General features: G+C 65.4%; 15 protein-coding genes. 8 read left to right on the forward strand and 7 right to left on the reverse strand.

Annotated features, from left to right (window positions below):
* Positions 1-11 precede the first annotated feature (11 nt).
* Positions 12-3,701: a transporter substrate-binding domain-containing protein gene (locus tag AA0Z93_RS14900; RefSeq protein ID WP_413048139.1), complete on the forward strand. Its 3,690-nt coding sequence runs from the start codon at positions 12-14 to the stop codon at positions 3,699-3,701.
* A gap of 77 nt (positions 3,702-3,778) precedes the next feature.
* On the opposite strand, the gene AA0Z93_RS14905 is transcribed toward AA0Z93_RS14900, so the two are convergent.
* Positions 3,779-3,931 carry a DUF3309 family protein gene (locus AA0Z93_RS14905; protein WP_296268858.1) on the reverse strand — a complete coding sequence of 51 codons (153 nt, stop codon included), beginning with the start codon at positions 3,929-3,931 and terminating at the stop codon, positions 3,779-3,781.
* Between the two features lie 224 nt (positions 3,932-4,155).
* Between AA0Z93_RS14905 and AA0Z93_RS14910 the strand changes: the two genes are divergently transcribed.
* Together AA0Z93_RS14910 and csrA are read left to right on the forward strand one after the other, a co-directional pair.
* Positions 4,156-4,965 carry an SDR family oxidoreductase gene (locus tag AA0Z93_RS14910; RefSeq protein WP_413048138.1) on the forward strand — a complete coding sequence of 270 codons (810 nt, stop codon included), beginning with the start codon at positions 4,156-4,158 and terminating at the stop codon, positions 4,963-4,965.
* Between the two features lie 122 nt (positions 4,966-5,087).
* Positions 5,088-5,306, forward strand: coding sequence for a carbon storage regulator CsrA (gene csrA, locus AA0Z93_RS14915; RefSeq protein ID WP_413048137.1), 219 nt, complete (start codon positions 5,088-5,090; stop codon positions 5,304-5,306).
* 201 nt (positions 5,307-5,507) lie between these two features.
* On the opposite strand, the gene AA0Z93_RS14920 is transcribed toward csrA, so the two are convergent.
* The 5 genes from AA0Z93_RS14920 to mnmC form a co-directional block, all read right to left on the reverse strand.
* On the reverse strand, positions 5,508-5,735 hold the full coding sequence (locus AA0Z93_RS14920) for a YheU family protein (protein ID WP_296268855.1): 228 nt from the start codon (positions 5,733-5,735) through the stop codon (positions 5,508-5,510).
* A gap of 66 nt (positions 5,736-5,801) precedes the next feature.
* Positions 5,802-6,986: an osmoprotectant NAGGN system M42 family peptidase gene (locus AA0Z93_RS14925; protein WP_413048136.1), complete on the reverse strand. Its 1,185-nt coding sequence runs from the start codon at positions 6,984-6,986 to the stop codon at positions 5,802-5,804.
* Positions 6,987-7,007: 21 nt separating this feature from the next.
* On the reverse strand, positions 7,008-8,753 hold the full coding sequence (gene ngg, locus AA0Z93_RS14930) for an N-acetylglutaminylglutamine synthetase (protein ID WP_413048134.1): 1,746 nt from the start codon (positions 8,751-8,753) through the stop codon (positions 7,008-7,010).
* A 3-nt stretch (positions 8,754-8,756) separates the two neighbouring features.
* On the reverse strand, positions 8,757-10,544 hold the full coding sequence (locus AA0Z93_RS14935) for an N-acetylglutaminylglutamine amidotransferase (protein WP_413048133.1): 1,788 nt from the start codon (positions 10,542-10,544) through the stop codon (positions 8,757-8,759).
* 549 nt (positions 10,545-11,093) lie between these two features.
* The gene (gene mnmC / locus AA0Z93_RS14940) at positions 11,094-13,067 is read right to left on the reverse strand and encodes a bifunctional tRNA (5-methylaminomethyl-2-thiouridine)(34)-methyltransferase MnmD/FAD-dependent 5-carboxymethylaminomethyl-2-thiouridine(34) oxidoreductase MnmC (protein WP_413048132.1); all 1,974 of its coding nucleotides are present in this window, start codon (positions 13,065-13,067) and stop codon (positions 11,094-11,096) included.
* Between the two features lie 166 nt (positions 13,068-13,233).
* Here mnmC and pap point away from each other — a divergent pair, with 166 nt between their 5' ends.
* Positions 13,234-14,727 (forward strand): polyphosphate:AMP phosphotransferase, encoded by a 1,494-nt coding sequence (pap, locus tag AA0Z93_RS14945; RefSeq protein WP_413048131.1) that lies wholly within the window; start codon positions 13,234-13,236, stop codon positions 14,725-14,727.
* A 283-nt stretch (positions 14,728-15,010) separates the two neighbouring features.
* Positions 15,011-15,970, forward strand: a complete 960-nt coding sequence (locus tag AA0Z93_RS14950) for a DMT family transporter (RefSeq protein WP_413048130.1) — start codon at positions 15,011-15,013, stop codon at positions 15,968-15,970.
* A gap of 74 nt (positions 15,971-16,044) precedes the next feature.
* Here the strand turns inward: AA0Z93_RS14950 and AA0Z93_RS14955 are convergent, their stop codons facing one another.
* Entirely contained in the window at positions 16,045-17,439 is a 1,395-nt protein-coding gene (locus tag AA0Z93_RS14955) for a class II fumarate hydratase (RefSeq protein WP_413048129.1), read from the reverse strand.
* Positions 17,440-17,589: 150 nt separating this feature from the next.
* Between AA0Z93_RS14955 and AA0Z93_RS14960 the strand changes: the two genes are divergently transcribed.
* From AA0Z93_RS14960 to AA0Z93_RS14970, 3 genes are all read left to right on the forward strand, one after another.
* Entirely contained in the window at positions 17,590-18,114 is a 525-nt protein-coding gene (locus AA0Z93_RS14960) for a DUF2059 domain-containing protein (protein ID WP_296268844.1), read from the forward strand.
* 14 nt (positions 18,115-18,128) lie between these two features.
* On the forward strand, positions 18,129-18,425 hold the full coding sequence (locus tag AA0Z93_RS14965) for a BolA family protein (RefSeq protein ID WP_413048128.1): 297 nt from the start codon (positions 18,129-18,131) through the stop codon (positions 18,423-18,425).
* A gap of 138 nt (positions 18,426-18,563) precedes the next feature.
* Positions 18,564-19,496, forward strand: a complete 933-nt coding sequence (locus tag AA0Z93_RS14970; RefSeq protein WP_413048127.1) for a rhodanese-related sulfurtransferase — start codon at positions 18,564-18,566, stop codon at positions 19,494-19,496.
* Positions 19,497-19,499 lie beyond the last annotated feature (3 nt).

The raw sequence follows: 19,499 nt of genomic DNA on the forward strand, positions 1-19,499 counted from the left end.
CGACGCGAACCGTGGTTAGTCTGCTGCAGAGCGCCGGGCTGCTGCTCTGGCTGCTGCTGTGTATGCCCCTGGGCTGGAGCGAGGAGGCACACCCGCCCCTGTTGGGCCGCTCCTCCTTGGGCCGCACGCTGGCCTACCCGGACGACGAGCAGCTGCGCTGGCTCTGGGCGCGCCGCAACCTGCGCCTGGGAGTGCTGCGCGCCGACCATCCTCCCTTCGACCTGATCGGCCCCGGCCAGGAGTACGAAGGCATCACGGCCGACTACGCCGGGCTGCTAGGCGAATTTCTGCAACTGCCGATCGAAGTGCATGTCTTTGCGTCCATGGACCAGGCCGGCGCCGCGCTGCGCGAGGGGCGGGTGGATGCCTTGGGCGGTGTGGGTCAGGCCCAGGCCCAACGGACCGGCCTGCGCTTGTCGTTGGCCTACGCCCAAGACGTACCACGGCTGGTGGTCGACGACGAGCGGCGCATCGGCTGCGCCAGCGACGCCGTGCTGCGCCTCGCCCTGCGCGAGGGCTACCGGCCGCCCGAGCAGGTCCGCGGCGACTATCCCAACGCCCAGCTCGTACCGTACGCCACGGCCCGCGAGGCCATCCTTGCCGTTGCTTTCGGACAGGCCGATGCCTTCCTGGGCGGCGCGTTGGAGAGCCATTATCTGGTCGGTCGCGGCCCGGGCACGCGCCTGCGGGTCCGCGAATGCCCTGGCTGGAGCAGCCAGGCGGTGGGTTTCGCCACCCTGACTACGCAACCGACCCTGGGCCGCTCGATCGACCAGGTGCTGAGCGAGGTACCGTCAGCCGAGCACGCGCGCATTCGCCAACGCTGGGTGCCTTTCGTAGAACCGCTGGTGGAACCTGCGCCCTTGCGTTTGAGCGCTGCTGAAAAGCGCTGGCTGAAGCGTCATCCACGGCTTCGTGTATTGCTTGGCAAACAGATGCTGCCGCTCAGCTACCAGAGCGACGACGGTCAGCTCAAGGGCTTGAGCGTCGACGTGCTGCAACGCATCGGGCGCATGACCGGGCTGGAGTTCGAGCTGGCCGCCGGCGGTACGGTGGAGCAGATGGTCGACGATGTGCGCCAGGGCCGCGCCGATCTCGTCGCTGCGCTGACCCCCAGCCCCAGTCGCGAGGCTGCGCTGACCTTCAGCCGTGCCTACCTGACCACGGCCAGAGTGCTGGTGGCTCCGCCCGGCGGCCCGGTCATCGACGACCTGGCCGCTCTGCAAGGGCAGCGGGTGGCGGTGCTGGCCAGCGGTTGGCCGAACCAGTACCTGGGTGAGCGATACCCGAGCATCGAGCGCGTGCCGAGCCTTGGCCCGCTGGATGCGGTGCTCAAGGTGGTCAACGGTCGCGCGCAAGCGGCGATCGTGCCGCTGGTCAGCGCCCGTGTGTTGCTGCAAAGGCTGGCGCCCGGCAGCTTCAGGATCGTCGGCGGGTTGGGTCTGCCGCCGGCGCACATTGCACTGGCCACCGGCCACGGCGAATCCGAGCTGATTTCGATCCTCAACAAGGCGCTGGCCAGCCTGGCGCCCCAGGAACTCGACAGCATGGCCTGGCGTTGGCAGGGCGAGCTGATCGTCAGCGACAACTTCTGGCATCGCCATCGCCGCGAGGTCTTGCAGGGGGCCATGGCCGTGACCGTGCTGCTGGTTCTGGCGCTGGTCTGGGTGCGCTATCTGCGCCGCCTGGTGCGCGTGCGCGAGCAGGCCGAGCAAGCGCTGGCCGACCAGTTGCAGTTCATGCGCGTGATGATCGACGGCACGCCCCACCCGCTGTATGTGTGCGACCGTAACGGGCGTCTGTTGACCTGCAACAGCTGCTATCTGGAAACCCTGGGCGTGAGCCGCGAAGAGGTGGTCGGCCAGTTGCTCGGCTGCATGCCGCACCTGGCCTGGCAGCGGGGCTGGCGCGAAGTGCTGGGCAGCGGCAAGGTGCAGGTCGAAGACCGCCACGTGGTCCTGGCCGACGGGCGTATGCGCACCTTCTACCACTGGATGCTGCCATGCCTGGGCGGGCACGCCGAGGCCAGCGTGATCGCCGGCTGGATCGACGTCACCGAGCGCCATCACCTGCAGGCCGAGCTGCAGCGCGCCAAGGAACAGGCCGAGCGCGCCAACCAGGCCAAGAGCCACTTCCTCGCCACCATGAGCCACGAAATCCGTACCCCACTCAACGCCGTACTGGGCACGCTGGAGCTGGCCCTGGGCAAGGCCGAGCAGGGCGTGCTCGACCGGCTGTCGATCGCCGTGGCCTGCGACGCGGCACGTGGGCTATTGGCCTTGATCGGCGACATCCTCGACATGACCCGTATCGAGGCCGGGCATCTGGAACTGAGGTTGGAGCCGGTCCAATTGGCCCACGAAGCCGGGGCCGTGGTGCACCTGTTCCAGCAGCAGGCCCAGGGCAAGGGGCTGGCGCTGTCGTTGGTGTTCGAGGGTGAGGTGCAGACCCCCGTATTGCTCGACCCGGTACGCTTCAAGCAGATCCTCGCCAACTTGCTGAGCAATGCCATCAAGTTCACCCAACAGGGCGAGGTGCGCGCCGCCTTGCGTCTGCGGCCCGAGCACGGCCGGTTGGGCTTGACGCTGACCGTCGAAGACACGGGCATCGGTATCGCCGAAGCCGATCTGGCGCGCTTGGGCGAGCCGTTCTGGCAGGCCTGCCAGCAGGACCGTGGCACCCGCCGCGGCGCAGGCCTGGGACTGTCGATCAGCCGTACCCTGAGCGACCTGATGGGGGCGAGCATGACCCTGAGCAGCACGCTGGGGCAGGGCACCCGGATCGCCCTGCACCTGCTGGTCGATCGAGCCGCCGGCCCAGTGCTGCTCGAGGCCGAGTCGTCTTCCCGGGTCGTTCAAGAAGCGCCACGGCGCACACTGCGGGTGCTGGTGGCCGACGATTACCCCGCCAACCGGCTGCTGCTGGCCAATCAGCTCGACCATCTGGGCCATCGGGCCAGCCTGGCCGAGCAGGGCGCCGAGGCGCTACGCCTGTGGATGAGCCAACCGTTCGACCTGCTCATCACCGATTGCCGCATGCCGGTACTCGACGGTCATGGGCTGAGCCGCGCCATCCGCCTGCACGAGCGGCGCCATGGTCTGCCGCGTTGCCGCATTCTCGGCCTCACCGCCAATGCGCTGGCCAGCGAACGCAGACGCTGTCTGGCCTCGGGTATGGACGACTGCCTATTCAAGCCGCTGAGCATGGCCAGCCTGCGCCAGGCCCTGGAAGCGGTGCCGGAAAAGGTGGAAGGTGCCGAGCCTGGCGCGGATGGCAGCGAACCGGTGGCCGATCTTTCCAGCCTGTTGCGGCTGGCAGACGGACGGGAGGGCGCGTTGAAAGGATTGCTGGACGATTTGCTGGAAAGCAACGATCGCGACGTGACCCGATTTTGCGAATTGGCCAAGGTCGGCGACCAGCGCGGCCTTGCCGAACAGGCCCATCGCATTAAGGGTGGCGCGAGGATGGTCAAGGCGCAGCGGCTGGTACGCCTGTGCGAGCGGGTCGAACGCGCGTGTGGACGGCCGGGCGTTACATCCGCCGAGTTGAGCGATTGGGTGGAGTGCCTTCGCGAGGCCGTGTGGGCTGTGCAAACGGCGTTGGAGCAGGCATTGGGTGAAGACCTGCCTACAGCGTACCCGCCCAGCGATGCTCAAGTGCGAAACGGCCCCGGTCTTGCCGATGCGTCTTACATCTCGTAAGGCGCGATAGGCGACCGGGGCCGTTTCGATGCATGGGGCGGGTGGTCGTGGCACCGACCGGCCGCCCCTGCAAGCCGTTATATCCGGCCGAGCACCAGCAGGATCAGCAGGACCACCAGGATCACGCCAATGATGCCGGACGGACCGTAGCCCCACGAGCGGGAGTGAGGGAACACTGGCAGGCCGCCTACCAGCAGCAGAATCAGGACGATGATGAGGATCGTGGTCATGGTTGAATCCTTGCGTGAACGAATGATTGGGGAACGTCGAGCGTCCGGTGTTCCATCAAGTTTGGCCGCTTGTAAATTCCGACCGATGGGCCGTGAAGAAAGTTTTATCCAATTGTCACCCCACTTGCGTTTCATGCCGCTTTATTCAGCACCTTGATCGTTAGCGGCCCAGGAGGCGGAGTTGGCTAGACTGCTCGCACATCCACTGCGTCGAGGCACGCGGCATGCACAAGCGAATGATGATCACCGGCGCGGGCTCGGGGCTGGGGCGCGAAATCGCCTTGCGTTGGGCCCGTGAGGGCTGGCGACTGGCCCTGGCCGACATCGATCAGGACAGTGTCCGGCAAACGCTGCGACAGGTGCGCGAGGTGGGCGGCGATGGCTTCGTCCAGCATTGCGACGTGCGCGACTACAGCCAGTTGACCGCCTTGGCGCAACGCTGCGAGGCGGAGCTGGGCGGTATCGACATCGCGGTCAACAACGCTGGCGTGGCGTCGGGTGGGTTCTTCGCCGAGCTGTCGCTGGAGGATTGGGACTGGCAGCTGTCGATCAACCTGATGGGCGTGGTCAAGGGCTGCAAAGCCTTTCTGCCGTTGCTCGAACGCAGCCGGGGACGGCTGGTCAACATCGCCTCGATGGCGGCCTTGATGCAAGGGCCGGGCATGAGCAACTACAACGTGGCCAAGGCTGGGGTGCTGGCCTTGTCAGAGAGCCTGCTGGTGGAGTTGCGGCCGTTGCAGGTGGCGGTGCATGTGGTCTGTCCCTCGTTCTTCCAGACCAACCTGCTCAGTTCCTTCCGCGGCCCGGACCCGGCCATGAAAGACCAGGTCGGCAAACTGCTGCAAAGCTCGCCCATCGATGCCGCCGAAGTGGCGCAGTGCATCCATGCCGGCATCGAAGCCGGCGACTTCCTGATCCTGCCCCACGAGGCAGGACGTGCGGCCTGGCAGGTCAAGTGCCAGGCGCCCGAGCGGATCTACAGCGAAATGACCGAAATGGCGGTGAAGATGCGCGCTCGGCGCGATCCCCGTTGATGGGTGAAGTCTGTAGGGGGATTTACCCTGGCTTGTAGGAAACGTCTCTTTTAGCGCCCATCTATTGAGAGGGCAACTTTACCCCGGCAGTCTGCATTTTTTTACGGCTGCTGGAGGACAACATGCTGGTATTTGTCAGAGAAATCGGCGAGTCCCTGGTCATCGGTGACGACATCGTCATCAAGTTGGTGGACGTCAAGCGCGGTATAGTGCGACTGGGCGTCAATGCCCCGCGGCATGTCGATGTGCACCGCTCGGAGATTTATCGGCGCATCCAGGCGCACCGGTGTGAAGAAGGGGAAGTGCCCGTCGACAGCACGCGCGAGCGCACTTCACGGTGAATCGTCGCAAGCACCGCTGCGTGCCCCATCGCGGCAAAACCCACATAAATCTACCCGAGGCCCTGTGGGCCGGCTTCAGCAGCGATGGAAGCTGCCAAAAATCAACATGAGCCTACCCGTCATCTGTAGGAGCGGCTTCAGCCGCGATGGACCGCGCAGCGGTCCCGACGTCTCTCAGCCCAACCCACTTCGACGTTCACCTCACCCCAACAACTCAGGCGGCACGTCATGCTTGGCCAGCAGTTGGCACTGCTGACTCTCCACGTCGAACAAAATGAACGCCTGCCCTTTGGCCAGCGCCTGGCGAACCCGCAACACGCGGGTCTCCAGGGGCGTATCGTCGCCGTTGTCGGTACCGTCGCGGGTGACGAAGTCTTCGATCAGCCGGGTTAGGGTTTCAGCTTCGAGTTGATCGTATGGAATCAGCATAGGTCGGCTGCTAATGAAGGAAAGGTCGCCCCATCCTACGTGAAAGGCCGTAGCCCTGCGTAGGAGTCACGGCTTTTGCCCCACCAGGCTGTCCACTGCCGGCACCCGCGTGTCGCTTTCCATCTGCGCGTCGTGCTCCAACTGATGGCTGAAGCGTTCGAGCGATGCGCTGGCCGGTTGCGAATCGCTAGCGAACACCGGCGGGCTGAGCAGGTAGCCGGCCAGCAGGCGGCTCAGTGCCGCCAGGCTGTCGATGTGCGTGCGCTCGTAACCATGGGTGGCGTCGCAGCCGAACGCGACCAGCGCCGTGCGGATGTCGTGGCCCGCCGTCACCGCCGAATGGGCATCGCTGAAGTAGTAGCGGAACAGGTCGCGGCGCACGGGCAGTTCCTGTTCGTTCGCCAGGTTCAGCAGGTGGCGTGACAGGTGGTAATCGTACGGCCCGGAGGAGTCCTGCATGGCTACGCTCACCGCGTGCTCGCTCGAGGACTGGCCGGGTGCCACCGGCGCGATGTCGATGCCGACGAACTCGCTGACGTCCCAAGGCAAAGCCCCTGCGGCGCCCGAGCCGGTTTCCTCGGTGATGGTGAACAGCGGGTGGCAGTCGATCAGCGGCTGGCGGCCGCTTTCCACGACGGCCTTGAGCGCCGCCAGCAAGGCTGCGACCCCGGCCTTGTCGTCCAGATGGCGGGCGCTGATATGGCCGCTTTCGGTGAATTCGGGCAGGGGGTCGAACGCCACGAAGTCGCCGATGTTGACCCCTAGGGCTTCGGCATCGGCACGGGTGGCGCTGTAGGCATCCAGGCGCACTTCCACATGCTCCCAACTGACCGGCATCTGGTCGATGGCCGTGTTGAAGGCATGCCCGCTGGCCATCAGTGGCAATACGCTACCGCGGAACACACCGGTGTCGGTGAACACGCTCACCCGGCTGCCCTCGGCGAAGCGGCTCGACCAGCAGCCGACCGGGGCCAATGCCAGGCGGCCGTTGTCCAGCACTTGGCGCACGCTGGCGCCGATGGTGTCGAGGTGCGCCGACACCGCGCGGTCCGGCGAATTCTGCCGCCCTTGCAAGGTGGCGCGGATGGTGCCACGGCGGGTCAGCTCGAACGGGATGCCCAGTTCTTCGAGACGTTCGGCCACGTAACGCACGATAGTGTCGGTGAAGCCGGTGGGGCTGGGGATGGCGAGCATTTCCAGCAGCACGCGCTTCATGTAGTCCAGATCGGGTTCGGGTGGACGTTCAGCCATTGTCGGAACTCCTTACGGCTATCAAAGGGGGGCCAGGCTGTGCGGGAACAGCAGGTCGACGAAGCGCTCGGCGGTCGGCTGTGGCTCATGGTTGGCCAGGCCCACCCGCTCGTTGGCTTCGATGATCACGTAGTCGGGCTGGCTGGCATCGGCCACCATGAAGTCCAGGCCGACCACCGGAATGTCCAGCGCGCGGGCAGCGCGGACTGCCGCGTCGGCCAGGGCCGGGTGCAGGCGTGCGGTCACGTCTTCCAGCGTGCCGCCGGTGTGCAGGTTGGCGGCGCGGCGCACCGCCAGACGCTGGCCGGCGGGCAACACGCTGTCGTAGTCGAACCCCGCGTCGCGGATGCAGCGTTCGGTTTCTTCGTCCAGGGGAATGCGGCTTTCGCCGCCCGTGGCCGCTTGGCGACGACGGCTCTGCGCCTCGATCAGCGCCTTGACGCTGTGGCTGCCATCGCCGAGCACCTGGGCCGGATGACGGATCGCGGCTGCCACCACGTCGTAGGCGATGACCACGATGCGCAGGTCATGACCCGGGTGGCAGCTTTCCAGCAGCACGCGGCTGTCGAATCGACGGGCATGCTCCACCGCCTGGGCGATATCTTCGAGGGTGGTGAGGTTGACCGCCACGCCCTGGCCCTGCTCGCCATCGACGGGCTTGACCACCACCGCGCCGTGGTCTTCGAGAAAGGCCAGGTTGTCGTCGGCATTGCCGGCCAGTTGCTGCACCGGCACCTTGAGCCCGGCATTGTGCAGGGCCTTTTGGGTCAGGCGCTTGTCCTGGCAGAGGGTCATGCTCACGGCACTGGTCAAGTCGCTGAGCGATTCGCGGCAACGCACGCGGCGGCCGCCCATGCTCAGGGTGAACAGACCGCTGGCGGCATCGTCCACTTGCACCTCGATGCCACGGCGATGGGCTTCGTCGACGATGATCCGCGCGTAGGGATTGAGCTCGGCCTGGGGGCCGGGGCCGAGGAACAACGGCTGGTTGATGCCGTTCTTGCGCTTGACGGCGAAAGTCGGCAGGTTGCGGAAGCCGAGCTTTTCATAGAGGCGCTTGGCTTGACGGTTGTCGTGCAGCACCGAGAGGTCGAGGTAAGCCAGACCGCGGCTCTGGAAATGTTCGACCAGATGGCGCACCAGCACTTCACCGACGCCAGGACGGCTGCACTGCGGGTCGACCGCCAGGCACCACAGGCTGCTGCCGTGCTCGGGGTCGGCATAGGCCTTGTGGTGGTTCAGGCCCATTACACTGCCGATCACCGCGCCGCTGTCTTCGTCTTCGGCCAGCCAGTAGACCGGGCCGCCGAGGTGGCGTGGCGTCAGGCGCTGCGGGTCGATCGGCAGCATGCCGCGCGCTTGGTAGAGGCTGTTGATGGCCTGCCAATCGGCCTCGTTCTGCGCACGGCGGATGCGAAAACCGCGGAACACGCGCTGCGCCGGGCGGTAGTCGGAGAACCACAAGCGCAGGGTGTCCGAGGGATCGAGGAACAGTTGGTGGGGCGCTTGGGCCAACACCTGCTGGGGCGCGGCGACGTACAGCGCGATGTCGCGCTCGCCCGGTCGCTCTTCCTGAAGCGCCTGGGCCAGACAGGCCGGATCGGGATAGGTATGACCGATCAGCAATCGCCCCCAGCCGCAATGCAGGGCACGTGGCTGGTCGTGGGGTTCGCTGCCATCGACGGCCAGACGCGCCTGCAAGCGCTCATAGGAGGGCGCTTGGCCACGCAGCAAACGCTGGCCATAGGCCGTTTCATGGGCTTTCATCGATCAGATTCCTTGTTCGCTCAACCACAGGTTGAGCGCGGCCAACTGCCACAGTTTGGAGCCGCGCAGTGGGGTGAGCTGGCCTTGCGGATTGCTCAGCAGGCGGTCGATTTCAGCAGGGTTGAACAGGCCGCGGTCCTGGCTCGGGTCGGTGAGCAGGTCACGCACCCAGCCCAGCGTCGCGCCTTCCAGGTGCTTGAGGCCCGGTACCGGGAAATAGCCTTTCTTGCGGTCGATCACCTCATGCGGAATGACCCGCCGCGCCGCTTCCTTGAGCACCTGCTTGCCGCCGTCGGGCAGTTTGAAACGTGCCGGAATGCGTGCCGACAATTCGGCCAGACGGTAGTCGAGGAAGGGTGTGCGCGCTTCCAGGCCCCAGGCCATGGTCATGTTGTCGACGCGTTTGACCGGGTCGTCGACCAGCATCACCGTGCTGTCCAGGCGCAGGGCCTTGTCCACGGCGGCCTGCGCCCCGGGGCGGGCGAAGTGTTCGCGCACGAAGTCGCCGGCGGCATCGCCTTCGAGCACCCACGGCGCCTGCACGGTGTCGCGGTATTCGGCGTAGCTGCGGTCGAAGAAGGCGGCGCGGTACGCCGCATAGGGATCGGCAGCGCCGTCCACTTGCGGGTACCAGTGGTAGCCGGCGAACAGCTCGTCGGCGCCCTGGCCGCTCTGCACGCCCTTGCAGTGCTTGGCCACTTCCCGCGACAGCAGGTAGAAGGCGATGCAGTCGTGGCTGACCATCGGCTCGCTCATGGCGCGGAACGCGGCGGGCAGTTGGTCGATGATCTCGTGTTCGGCGATGCGCAACTGATGGTGGCGCGTGCCGTAGTGCTTGGCGATCAGGTCCGAGTACTGGAACTCGTCGCCACGCTCGCCGCCGGCGTCTTCGAAGCCGATGGAAAAGGTCGACAGGTCTTCGACGCCGGTTTCGCGCAGCAAGCCGACCAGGAGGCTGGAATCGACGCCGCCCGACAGCAGCACGCCGACGTCCACCGCCGCGCGTTGGCGGATGGCCACGGCGTCACGGGTGGCGTCGAGCACGCGGGTGGTCCAGTCTTCCAAGGTGAGATCGCGCTCCTCGGCAGTGGGGCCGTATTGCAGGGTCCACCAGGTCTTGCGTTCGACTTCACCGTGGCGCTCGACACGCATCCAGGTGCCGGGCTCGAGCTTTTGCACGTTGGCCAGCAGGGTACGGGGAGCCGGGACCACAGCGTGGAAGTTGAGATAGTGATTCAGGCCCACCGGGTCGATCATCGGGTCGATGTCGCCGCCTTTGAGCAGCGCGGGCAAGGTGGAAGCGAAGCGCAGGCGCTCACCGTTGCGCGACAGGTACAGGGGCTTGACGCCCAGGCGGTCGCGGGCGAGGAACAGGCGTTGGCTGTCACGCTCCCAGATGGCGATGGCGAACATGCCGTTGAGCTTGGGCAACAGCGCTTCGCCCCAGGCATGGTAGCCCTTGAGCAGCACTTCGGTGTCGCCGTCGGACCAGAAGGTGTAGCCCAGCGCCTGCAGCTCTTCGCGCAGTTCGGGGAAGTTGTAGATGGCACCGTTGAACGCCAGCGACAGGCCCAAGGTGCTGTCCTGCATCGGCTGCGCCGAGCCGTCGGACAGGTCCATGATCTTCAGTCGGCGATGGCCCAGGGCGATCGGCCCTTGGCTATGGAAGCCCCAGGCATCCGGGCCGCGAGGGGCGAGATGGTGGGTGATGCGTTCCACGGCCGCGAGGTCCGCAGGCCGAGGCGTTTGGCCAATAGGGGTAAAACGTAACTCACCAGCTAATCCGCACATAAGTCCTTACCGGTTTTTCCGTTGGGGAGGGGGTGTGCTCCAAAAGCGGGCACCTGGTTAGTGACCTGTCGGATTTGTATGAGTTTTAGAACGATCTGTTATAAGCCGATAAAAGTGGCGGGTAGCGTGCCAATGCGTATTGTGCTGATTACTGGCATACCACTGTGGTTGACGCGTGCTTGCGGTAGAGGCAATTGCAGCTGATAGGAACATCGAACCGGCCACACGCAGGCTAATGCATGCCTGTCGCATAGGCATTCCTTGTTGGAGCGACTTCAGTCGCGATGGCCGGCGCAGCCGGCCCCGCTCGGACGAAACTGCCCCCCTTTGGCACGTTGCGATGGCCAGGTTGGGCCTGCGGTGCAGGCCATCGCGACTGAAGTCGCTCCAACAGAGTGGCGGTCCGAAAGACTTGGTTGCGGCCACATGATCTGCCGTCGATTGACGGCATTACTGGAAAGTATGCGATTTTCGGTAAGAGCCAGCCCTGGGCAAGCCGTGGTGGAATGACGCAATTTCGAGTCATTCGATTGCGCGGCAACCCAGCGTCTAACGACCCCCGCGAATAACGCCTCGCAAGACGAACCGGTTCGGATGACAGGCCTCTGCCACCGAGCGCGGCACCGGCAGCGGCTCGCCGCACACCCACGCGGCGATCAGTTCGCCGCTCAGTGGCGCGGTGATCAAACCGCGCGAGCCGTGGCCGCTGTTGATGTACAGGCCTTCGAGCCAAGGGCAGGGGATGTCCGGCACTTGGCGGGCGTCCTTGCGCAGGACGGCGTAGACCTGCTCGAACGCTTCGCGCTCGGCCAGCGGGCCGACGATGGGCAGGTAGTCCGGGCTGGTGCAGCGAAAGGCGGCGCGGCCTTGCAAGGTCTCGGGTTGCAATGCCTCGGCGTGCAGGCGCTGGACGAGGTCGGCGGAGATGTCGTGCAGCAGGCCGAGGTTGCTCTGGTGCTCGGCGGTGGTCGGCGCCAGGTCGTCGCTGTTGAAGTCGAAACTGGCCCCCAGCGTATGCTCGCCGCCGCGCGGCGGCGCTACATAGCCGTCGGCGCAGACCACCGTGCGCAGGGCACGGCTGTCGGGCGTCGCCGGCAGGCGGGTGATCTGACCGCGGATGCGTTTGAGCGGTAACGACGCGCTGGCTTGCAGGCGCTGCACCTCAGCGGCGTTGGCCAGCACCAGCACTGGCGCACTGGCCAGCAACCGCTCGCCGGCCCAGGCCTGCCACAGGCCGTCTGCCCGTTGCAGGCTCAGCACTTCGCTGTGGGTCTGCAGGCGAATGCCCGGTTGCTGCAACTGGGCCTGGCACAGGGCAGGGGGATGCACCCAACCGCCTTCGGGGTAGAACAGCCCGCCGTTGGCCAGGGCCACGCCCGCCGCCTGTTCGGCCTGTTCACGGCTGAGCGGGTACAACAGGCTGGCGTCGAAGGCTGCGGCCAATTTGTCCTGGCGCTTGGCTTCGCCTTCGTCGAAGGCCAGTTGCAGCACCCCGCAGGCGTCCCAGTCATGGCCCCGTTGCAACTGTTGCAGCCAGCGCCGGGTGTAGCCGAAGCCTGCCAAAATCATCTGCGACAGCGCCGTGCCGTGGGCCGAAAGCTTGAGGTACAGCACCCCTTGCGGATTGCCCGAGGCCTCTTGCGCCGCCTCGGCGTGCCGTTCCAGCACCGTGACCTGCCAGCCGCGCCGGGCCAGGCTGCTGGCGGTGGCGCTGCCGGCAAGGCCAGCCCCGATCACCAGGGCCTGGCGCACGCTTTGCGCGGGCGCAGGCGGGCGGGCGTACCAAGGCGCGCCGTCGCGGCGCGCCTCGCCGGTGAAATGGCCGTGCATGACCTCCCACTTCTTGCCCAGCCCCGGCACCTTCTTCATGGCGAACCCTGCCTCGACCAAGCCCCGCCGCACCCACCCCGTGGTGGTGAAGGTACCCAGGGTAGTGCCCGGTCCTGACAACCTGGCCAGTTGCGCGAACAACGCCGGGGTCCACATGTCGGGGTTTTTCGCGGGCGCGAAACCGTCGAGGAACCAGGCATCGACCTGCGCATCGAGGTGCGGCAGCTGTTCGAGCGCATCGCCGATCAACAGGGTCAGGGTGACGCGCCCGCCGTCCAGGCTGAACTGCTGAAACCCCTCGTGCACCGCCACGTATTGCGCCAACAGCGGCTGCCAGTAGGCGGCGAGCTCCGGCCACAGCTGTGCGGCGCGGGCCAGGTCGGCGTGGTTCAGGGGGTATTTTTCGACGCTGACGAAATGCAGCCGCGCGCCAGGCTGGGCATGGGCGTCGAACGCCTGCCAGGCACAGAAGAAGTTCATGCCTGTGCCGAAACCGGTTTCGCCGATCACCAGGCACGCGTCTGCGGCCAGCGCGGCGAAGCGTTGCTCCAGGCGATTGCCTTCGATGAACACATAGCGGGTTTCGAGAGTCCCTTCATTACGGGAAAAGTACACGTCGTCGTAATGGCGCGAATACGGGCGGCCCTGGTCGTCCCAGTCGATCTGGGCGTGGGCGGTGGGGGCGTGGGGCATGGTCGACTCGACGGCTGGCAGAGCGCGAATGGTAAGCCATCCGCCGGTCGGTTTGAACGACCAGGCCGGTTCGTCCATCGAGGTCGCTTGGCGGCTTCATCCGCCGCACCGCACGCGTCGCTCAGGCACCTTGGGCTAGTCTTGACCATCCACTGAAGGAGTCACCATGTTCGAATCCGCGGAAATCGGCCACTGCATAGACGATGAAACCTTCGACGCCGAAGTACCGGCCTTGCGTCAGGCGCTGCTCGAAGCGCAGTACGAACTCAAGCAGCGGCAGGATTTCGCGGTCATCCTGCTGATCAACGGCATCGAAGGTGCCGGTAAGGGCGAAACGGTCAAATTGCTCAACGAGTGGATGGACCCACGCCTGATCGAAGTGCGCACATTCGACCAGCAGACCGACGAAGAGCTGGCCCACCCGCCGGCCTGGCGCTACTGGCGTGCTTTACCGCCCAAAGGCCGTATGGGCGTGTTCTTCGGCAACTGGTACAGCCAGATGCTCCAGGGCCGTGTCCATGGCCGGTTCAAGAATGCCGTGCTGGACCAGGCCATCAGCGGCGCCGAACGCCTGGAGCAGATGCTGTGCGACGAGGGCGCGCTGGTGCTCAAGTTCTGGTTCCACCTGTCCAAGAAGCAGATGAAGCAGCGCCTCAAGACCCTGCGCGACGACCCTTTGCACAGCTGGCGCATCAGCCCGTTGGACTGGCAGCAGTCCAAGACCTACGACCGCTTCGTGCACTTCGGCGAACGCGTGCTGCGCCGCACCAGCCGCGACTATGCCCCCTGGCACGTGATCGAAGGGGTCGACCCCAACTACCGCAGTCTGGCCGTGGGCCGCATCCTGCTGGAAAGCCTGCAAGCGGCTCTGGCACGGGCGCCCAAGGACAAACGCCAGGCCAATGTCGCGCCATTGGGCCGCAGCCTCGACCAGAAGACGCTGCTCGATGCCCTGGACCTGAGCCGGCGTCTGGACAAGGACGAATACCAGCAGCAGCTGGTGACCGAACAAGCACGCCTGGCGGGCCTGCTGCGCCACAAGCACATGCGCCGACATGCCCTGGTGGCGGTGTTCGAAGGCAACGACGCAGCCGGCAAGGGCGGGGCGATCCGCCGCGTCGCGGCGGCCCTCGACCCGCGCCAGTACCGCATCGTGCCGATCGCCGCGCCGACCGAAGAAGAGCGCGCCCAGCCCTACCTGTGGCGCTTCTGGCGGCACATTCCGGCACGCGGCAAGTTCACCGTGTTCGATCGTTCCTGGTATGGCCGCGTGCTGGTGGAGCGGGTCGAAGGCTTCTGCACGCCGGCCGACTGGATGCGGGCCTACGGCGAGATCAACGACTTCGAAGAAGAGCTCAGCCATGCTGGCGTGGTGATGGTGAAGTTCTGGCTGGCGATCGATCAGCAGACGCAGCTGGAGCGATTCGAAGCGCGCGAAGACATTCCTTTCAAGCGCTACAAGATCACCGAAGACGACTGGCGCAACCGCGACAAGTGGGACGTCTATCGCGAAGCCGTAGGCGATATGGTGGACCGTACCAGTACCGAGATCGCGCCCTGGACACTGGTCGAGGCCAATGACAAGCGCTGGGCGCGGGTCAAGGTGCTGCGCACGATCAACGAGGCGTTGGAGGCGGCGTTCGCCAAGCATGGCAAATGAACCAGACGCGGCATGCGTATCGCGCTGAAGGGTATGGCCGAACTGCCAGAGCGCCGTAGGCATTGATTCGGCGACGGGCCGGGCTTGTCGCCGACGCTTGGTGGGTACCTGGGTGAAGCGCTTCGAGGCGGGTCTGTGCCGTACGCATTGCGCGCTCGGGCACATTACACATGCCGAATAGTCAGCACATGGGGAATTATTTTCCGATACGACCTACGGCACGCTCCCTCGCCAACCCTTAGACTTCCCGCCTTCGGATTCACGTCCACGCTTAGAGGTCATCATGCACACCACGTCCGGACGCTGGGTCCATGGGCTATTACTGGCACTGCTGACGGTGGTGCTATGGGGCATCCTGCCGATCAAGCTCAAACAGGTCTTGCAAGTGATGGACCCGATCACCGTCACCTGGTACCGGCTGACGGTCTCGGGTGGGTTGCTGCTGGTATGGCTCGCCGCTCAGCGGCGGTTGCCGCGGTTTCGAGGGTTGGGGCGCAAGCGCCTGGGGTTGGTGGCCCTGGCCATTGGCGGCTTGCTGGGCAATTACGTGCTGTATCTGGTCGGATTGAAGCTGCTCAGCCCAGGCACGGCGCAATTGGTGGTGCAGATCGGCCCGGTGCTGCTGCTCGTCGCCAGTCTGTTCATCTTCAAGGAGCGTTTCAGCCTGGGGCAGGGCCTGGGACTGGTGATTCTGCTGGCAGGATTCGGGCTGTTCTTCAATCAACGTCTCGAGGAGTTGCTGACGTCCTTGGGCGTGTACACCACAGGGGTGTTGACCATCCTGCTGGCCACCAGCATCTGGGTGTTCTATGCCTTGAGCCAGAAACAGCTGCTCACGGTATGGCATTCACAGCAGGTGATGATGGTGATCTACCTGGGGTGCGCAGCGCTGCTCACGCCTTGGGTACATCCGCTGGAAGCGCTGCAGCTCGACCCGCTGCAAAAGTGGCTGCTGCTGGCCTGTTGCTTGAATACCCTGGTCGCCTACGGCGCCTTCGCCGAGGCGCTGGCGCATTGGGAAGCCTCGCGTGTCAGTGCGACCTTGGCCTTGACGCCGTTGGTGACATTGCTGGCAGTGGCGCTGGCCGCGCGGCTGTGGCCCGACTACGTGCAGGGCGAAGACCTCAACGCGCTCGGCTACCTGGGCGCCGTGACGGTGGTGGCGGGGTCGGCGCTGGTGGCCTTGGGGCCGTCGCTGGTGGCGGGCTGGCGTGCGCGCCAGGCGCGCATGGGCAGTGTTTGATCGCTTGAATCGCGGCTTCGAAGACCGCCTGCCCCACGGGCAAGCGGTTTCGCGTTCAGCGACTCGTCATGGGTTCAACCCTTGGCCCCAGGTGCCAGCATGTTCTGCGGTTTGACCCACTCATCGAACTGCGCATCAGTCAAATACCCCAGCGCCAACGCCGATTCGCGCAAGGTCAAGCCTTCGGCATAGGCCTTCTTGGCAATTTCCGCCGACTTGTCGTAGCCGATGTGCGGGTTGAGCGCCGTCACCAGCATCAGACCGCGCTCCAGATGCTGGGCCATCTGCCCGGCATCCGGCTCGAGCCCGGCCACGCAATGCTGCTGGAAGTTGCGCGCGCCATCGGCCAGCAGCTCGATCGATTGCAGCAGGTTGTGGATGATCACCGGTTTGAACACGTTCAGCTGCAAGTGGCCCTGGCTGGCGGCGAAGCCGATGGCGGTGTCGTTGCCCAGCACCTGGCACGCCAGCATCGACAGCGCTTCGCACTGGGTCGGGTTGACCTTGCCGGGCATGATGGAGCTGCCCGGCTCGTTGGCCGGCAGGCGTACTTCGGCAAGCCCCGCCCGAGGGCCTGAACCGAGCAGGCGCAGGTCGTTGGCGATCTTCATCAGTGCCACGGCCAGGGTTTTCAGGCCGCCGGCCAGACTGGTCAGCGGTTCGTGCCCGGCCAGGGCCGCGAACTTGTTCGGCGCGGTCACGAACGGCAAGCCCGACAGGGCTGCCAGTTCGGCGGCGATGGCTTCGGCGAAGCCCTGCGGAGCATTGAGCCCGGTACCGACCGCGGTGCCACCCTGGGCCAGTTCGCACACCGCCGGCATGCTGGCGCGGATGGCGGTTTGCGCATAGTCGAGCTGGGCGACGAAGGCCGAAAGTTCCTGACCGAAGGTGATGGGGGTGGCGTCCATCATGTGCGTGCGACCGGTCTTGACCAGGTCGTGATGGCGCGCCGACTGCTCGGCAAGGCCTGCCGAAAGCTCGGCCACCGCCGGCAGCAGCCTGCCGTACACCGCTTGCGCGGCGGCGATGTGCATGGCGGTGGGGAAACAGTCGTTGGAGCTTTGCGAGCGGTTGACGTGGTCGTTGGGGTGTACCGGGCTCTTGCCGCCACGCGCGTTGCCGGCCAGTTCGTTGGCGCGTCCGGCGATCACTTCGTTGACGTTCATGTTGCTCTGCGTGCCACTGCCGGTCTGCCACACCACCAGCGGGAACTGGTCGTCGTGCTTGCCGGCCAGCACCTCGTCGGCGGCTTGTTCAATCAGGCGGGCGACGTCGGCGGGTAGATCGCCGTTGCGGTCGTTGACCCGCGCGGCGGCTTTCTTGACCAATGCCAGGGCATGCACCACCTCGCGCGGCATGCGCTGCTGGCCGATGGCGAAGTTGACCAGCGAGCGTTGGGTCTGCGCGCCCCAGTAGGCCTGCTCAGGAACTTCGACCTGGCCGAGGCTGTCTGTTTCGATACGGCTCATGCTGCGTTCACTCCTTTATAGTGCGACACCGCAGTTTAGGCCCCTCATCGAACGAGCCGTTCCATCGCTCTTCGTGCCACTTGAGCAGTGCCCCTAGGCGGCGCAGAATGCTCTGCCTCAACACACCCCCGTTCAATTGAAGGAAATGCGATGACTCGTCTCCGCGCCCTCTGCGCCGCTGTAGCCCTGGCTTGTGCCAGCGGCCAGGTACTTGCAGCCACGCCAAGCCACACCGCAGCTGCCCAGGAGTTCCTGAAACTGGCCAACGCAGACAAACTGAGCACGCCGGTCTACATGCAGGTCCAGCAGATGTTCGCCCAGCGTTTCGAGCAGACCAAGGCACCTGCCGCCAAGAAGTCGGTACTCGACAGCTACCAGGCCAAAGCCAATGCCGCGCTCGACAGCGCCATCAGCTGGAAGAAGCTCGAGCCGAAGATGGTCAGCCTGTACACCGCCACCTTCACCGAAGCCGAGCTCAAGGACCTGGTCAAGTTCTACAAGTCGCCGCTGGGCACCAAGGTGCTGCGTGAAATGCCCAAGGTCACGCAACAGTCGGCCCAGCTGACCCAGCAGAGCCTGGAACCTGCCGTGCCGCAGGTGAACAAGCTGCTCGACGACATGACCAAGGAACTGGTGCCCAACGCCGGCAAAGCCGCAGCACCCGCGAAGAAGTAAGCAGGTAGACCGCGATGAACATGCAGCAGCGCATCGAACGACAACTGGCCGCGCTGGCCCCGTACCACCTCGAGGTGCTCGACGAAAGTCACATGCACAGCCGTGGCCAGGAAACGCACTACAAGGCGGTGATCGTCAGCGAGCAGTTCGCCGGGTTGAACAGCGTCAAGCGCCACCAGAAGGTCTACGCCACCCTGGGTGAGCTGATGGGCCAGATCCACGCCCTGGCGATCCATACCTACACCGCCGAGGAGTGGGCCAAGGTCGGCGCCGCACCGGCCTCGCCGGTGTGCGCGGGCGGCGGGCACTGACGCCGTTTCCCACGTCTGTTAAACTTCGCAGCGTCATACCAACGCCATCGCCGGGATTTCCCGGCGATGGCGTTTTCACGTCCAATCGATCGATCCGGTCCGCCCCTTACGCGGGTGACCACCTGGAGAAGCAAGAGCATGTCCCAAGCCATCGTGGTAGCGGCGCTGTACAAGTTCGTCACCCTGGAAGACTACGTCGAGCTGCGCGAACCGCTGCTCGCCTGCATGAATCGGCACGGCGTCAAAGGCACCCTGCTGCTGGCCCTCGAAGGTCTCAACGGCACCGTGTCCGGTACCCGCGAAGGCATCGACGGGCTGCTCGCCTGGCTGCGCAACGACCCGCGCCTGGTGGATGTCGACCACAAGGAAAGCTACTGCGACGAACAGCCGTTCTACCGCACCAAGGTCAAGCTCAAGAAAGAGATCGTCACCCTGGGCGTGCCGGGCGTCGACCCCAATCAGCAGGTCGGCACCTACGTCGAACCGAAGGACTGGAACGCGCTGATCAGCGACCCCGAAGTGCTGCTGATCGACACCCGCAACGACTACGAGGTGGCCATCGGCACCTTCAAGGGCGCGGTCGACCCCAAGACCGAGTCGTTCCGCGAGTTCCCCGACTACGTCAAGGCCAACTTCGACCCCAGCAAGCACAAGAAGGTGGCCATGTTCTGCACCGGTGGCATCCGCTGCGAGAAGGCTTCCAGCTACATGCTCGGCGAGGGCTTCGAGGCCGTCTATCACCTCAAGGGCGGCATCCTCAAGTATTTCGAAGAAGTGCCCCAGGAGCAGAGCCTGTGGGACGGCGACTGCTTCGTCTTCGACAACCGTGTGACCGTGCGCCATGACCTGTCCGAAGGCGAATACGACCAGTGCCACGCCTGCCGCCACCCGATCGACGCTGCCGATCGCGCGTCCGAGCATTATTCGCCCGGTGTCAGTTGCCCGCATTGCTATGACAGCCTCAGCGAGAAAACCCGACGCAGCGCCATCGACCGGCAGAAGCAGATCGAGCTGGCCAAGGCGCGCAATCTGCCGCACCCCATCGGTTTCAACTACAAAGCCGAGGCCTGAGGC

Source organism: Pseudomonas phoenicis (assembly GCF_047302395.1).
Lineage (GTDB): Bacteria > Pseudomonadota > Gammaproteobacteria > Pseudomonadales > Pseudomonadaceae > Aquipseudomonas.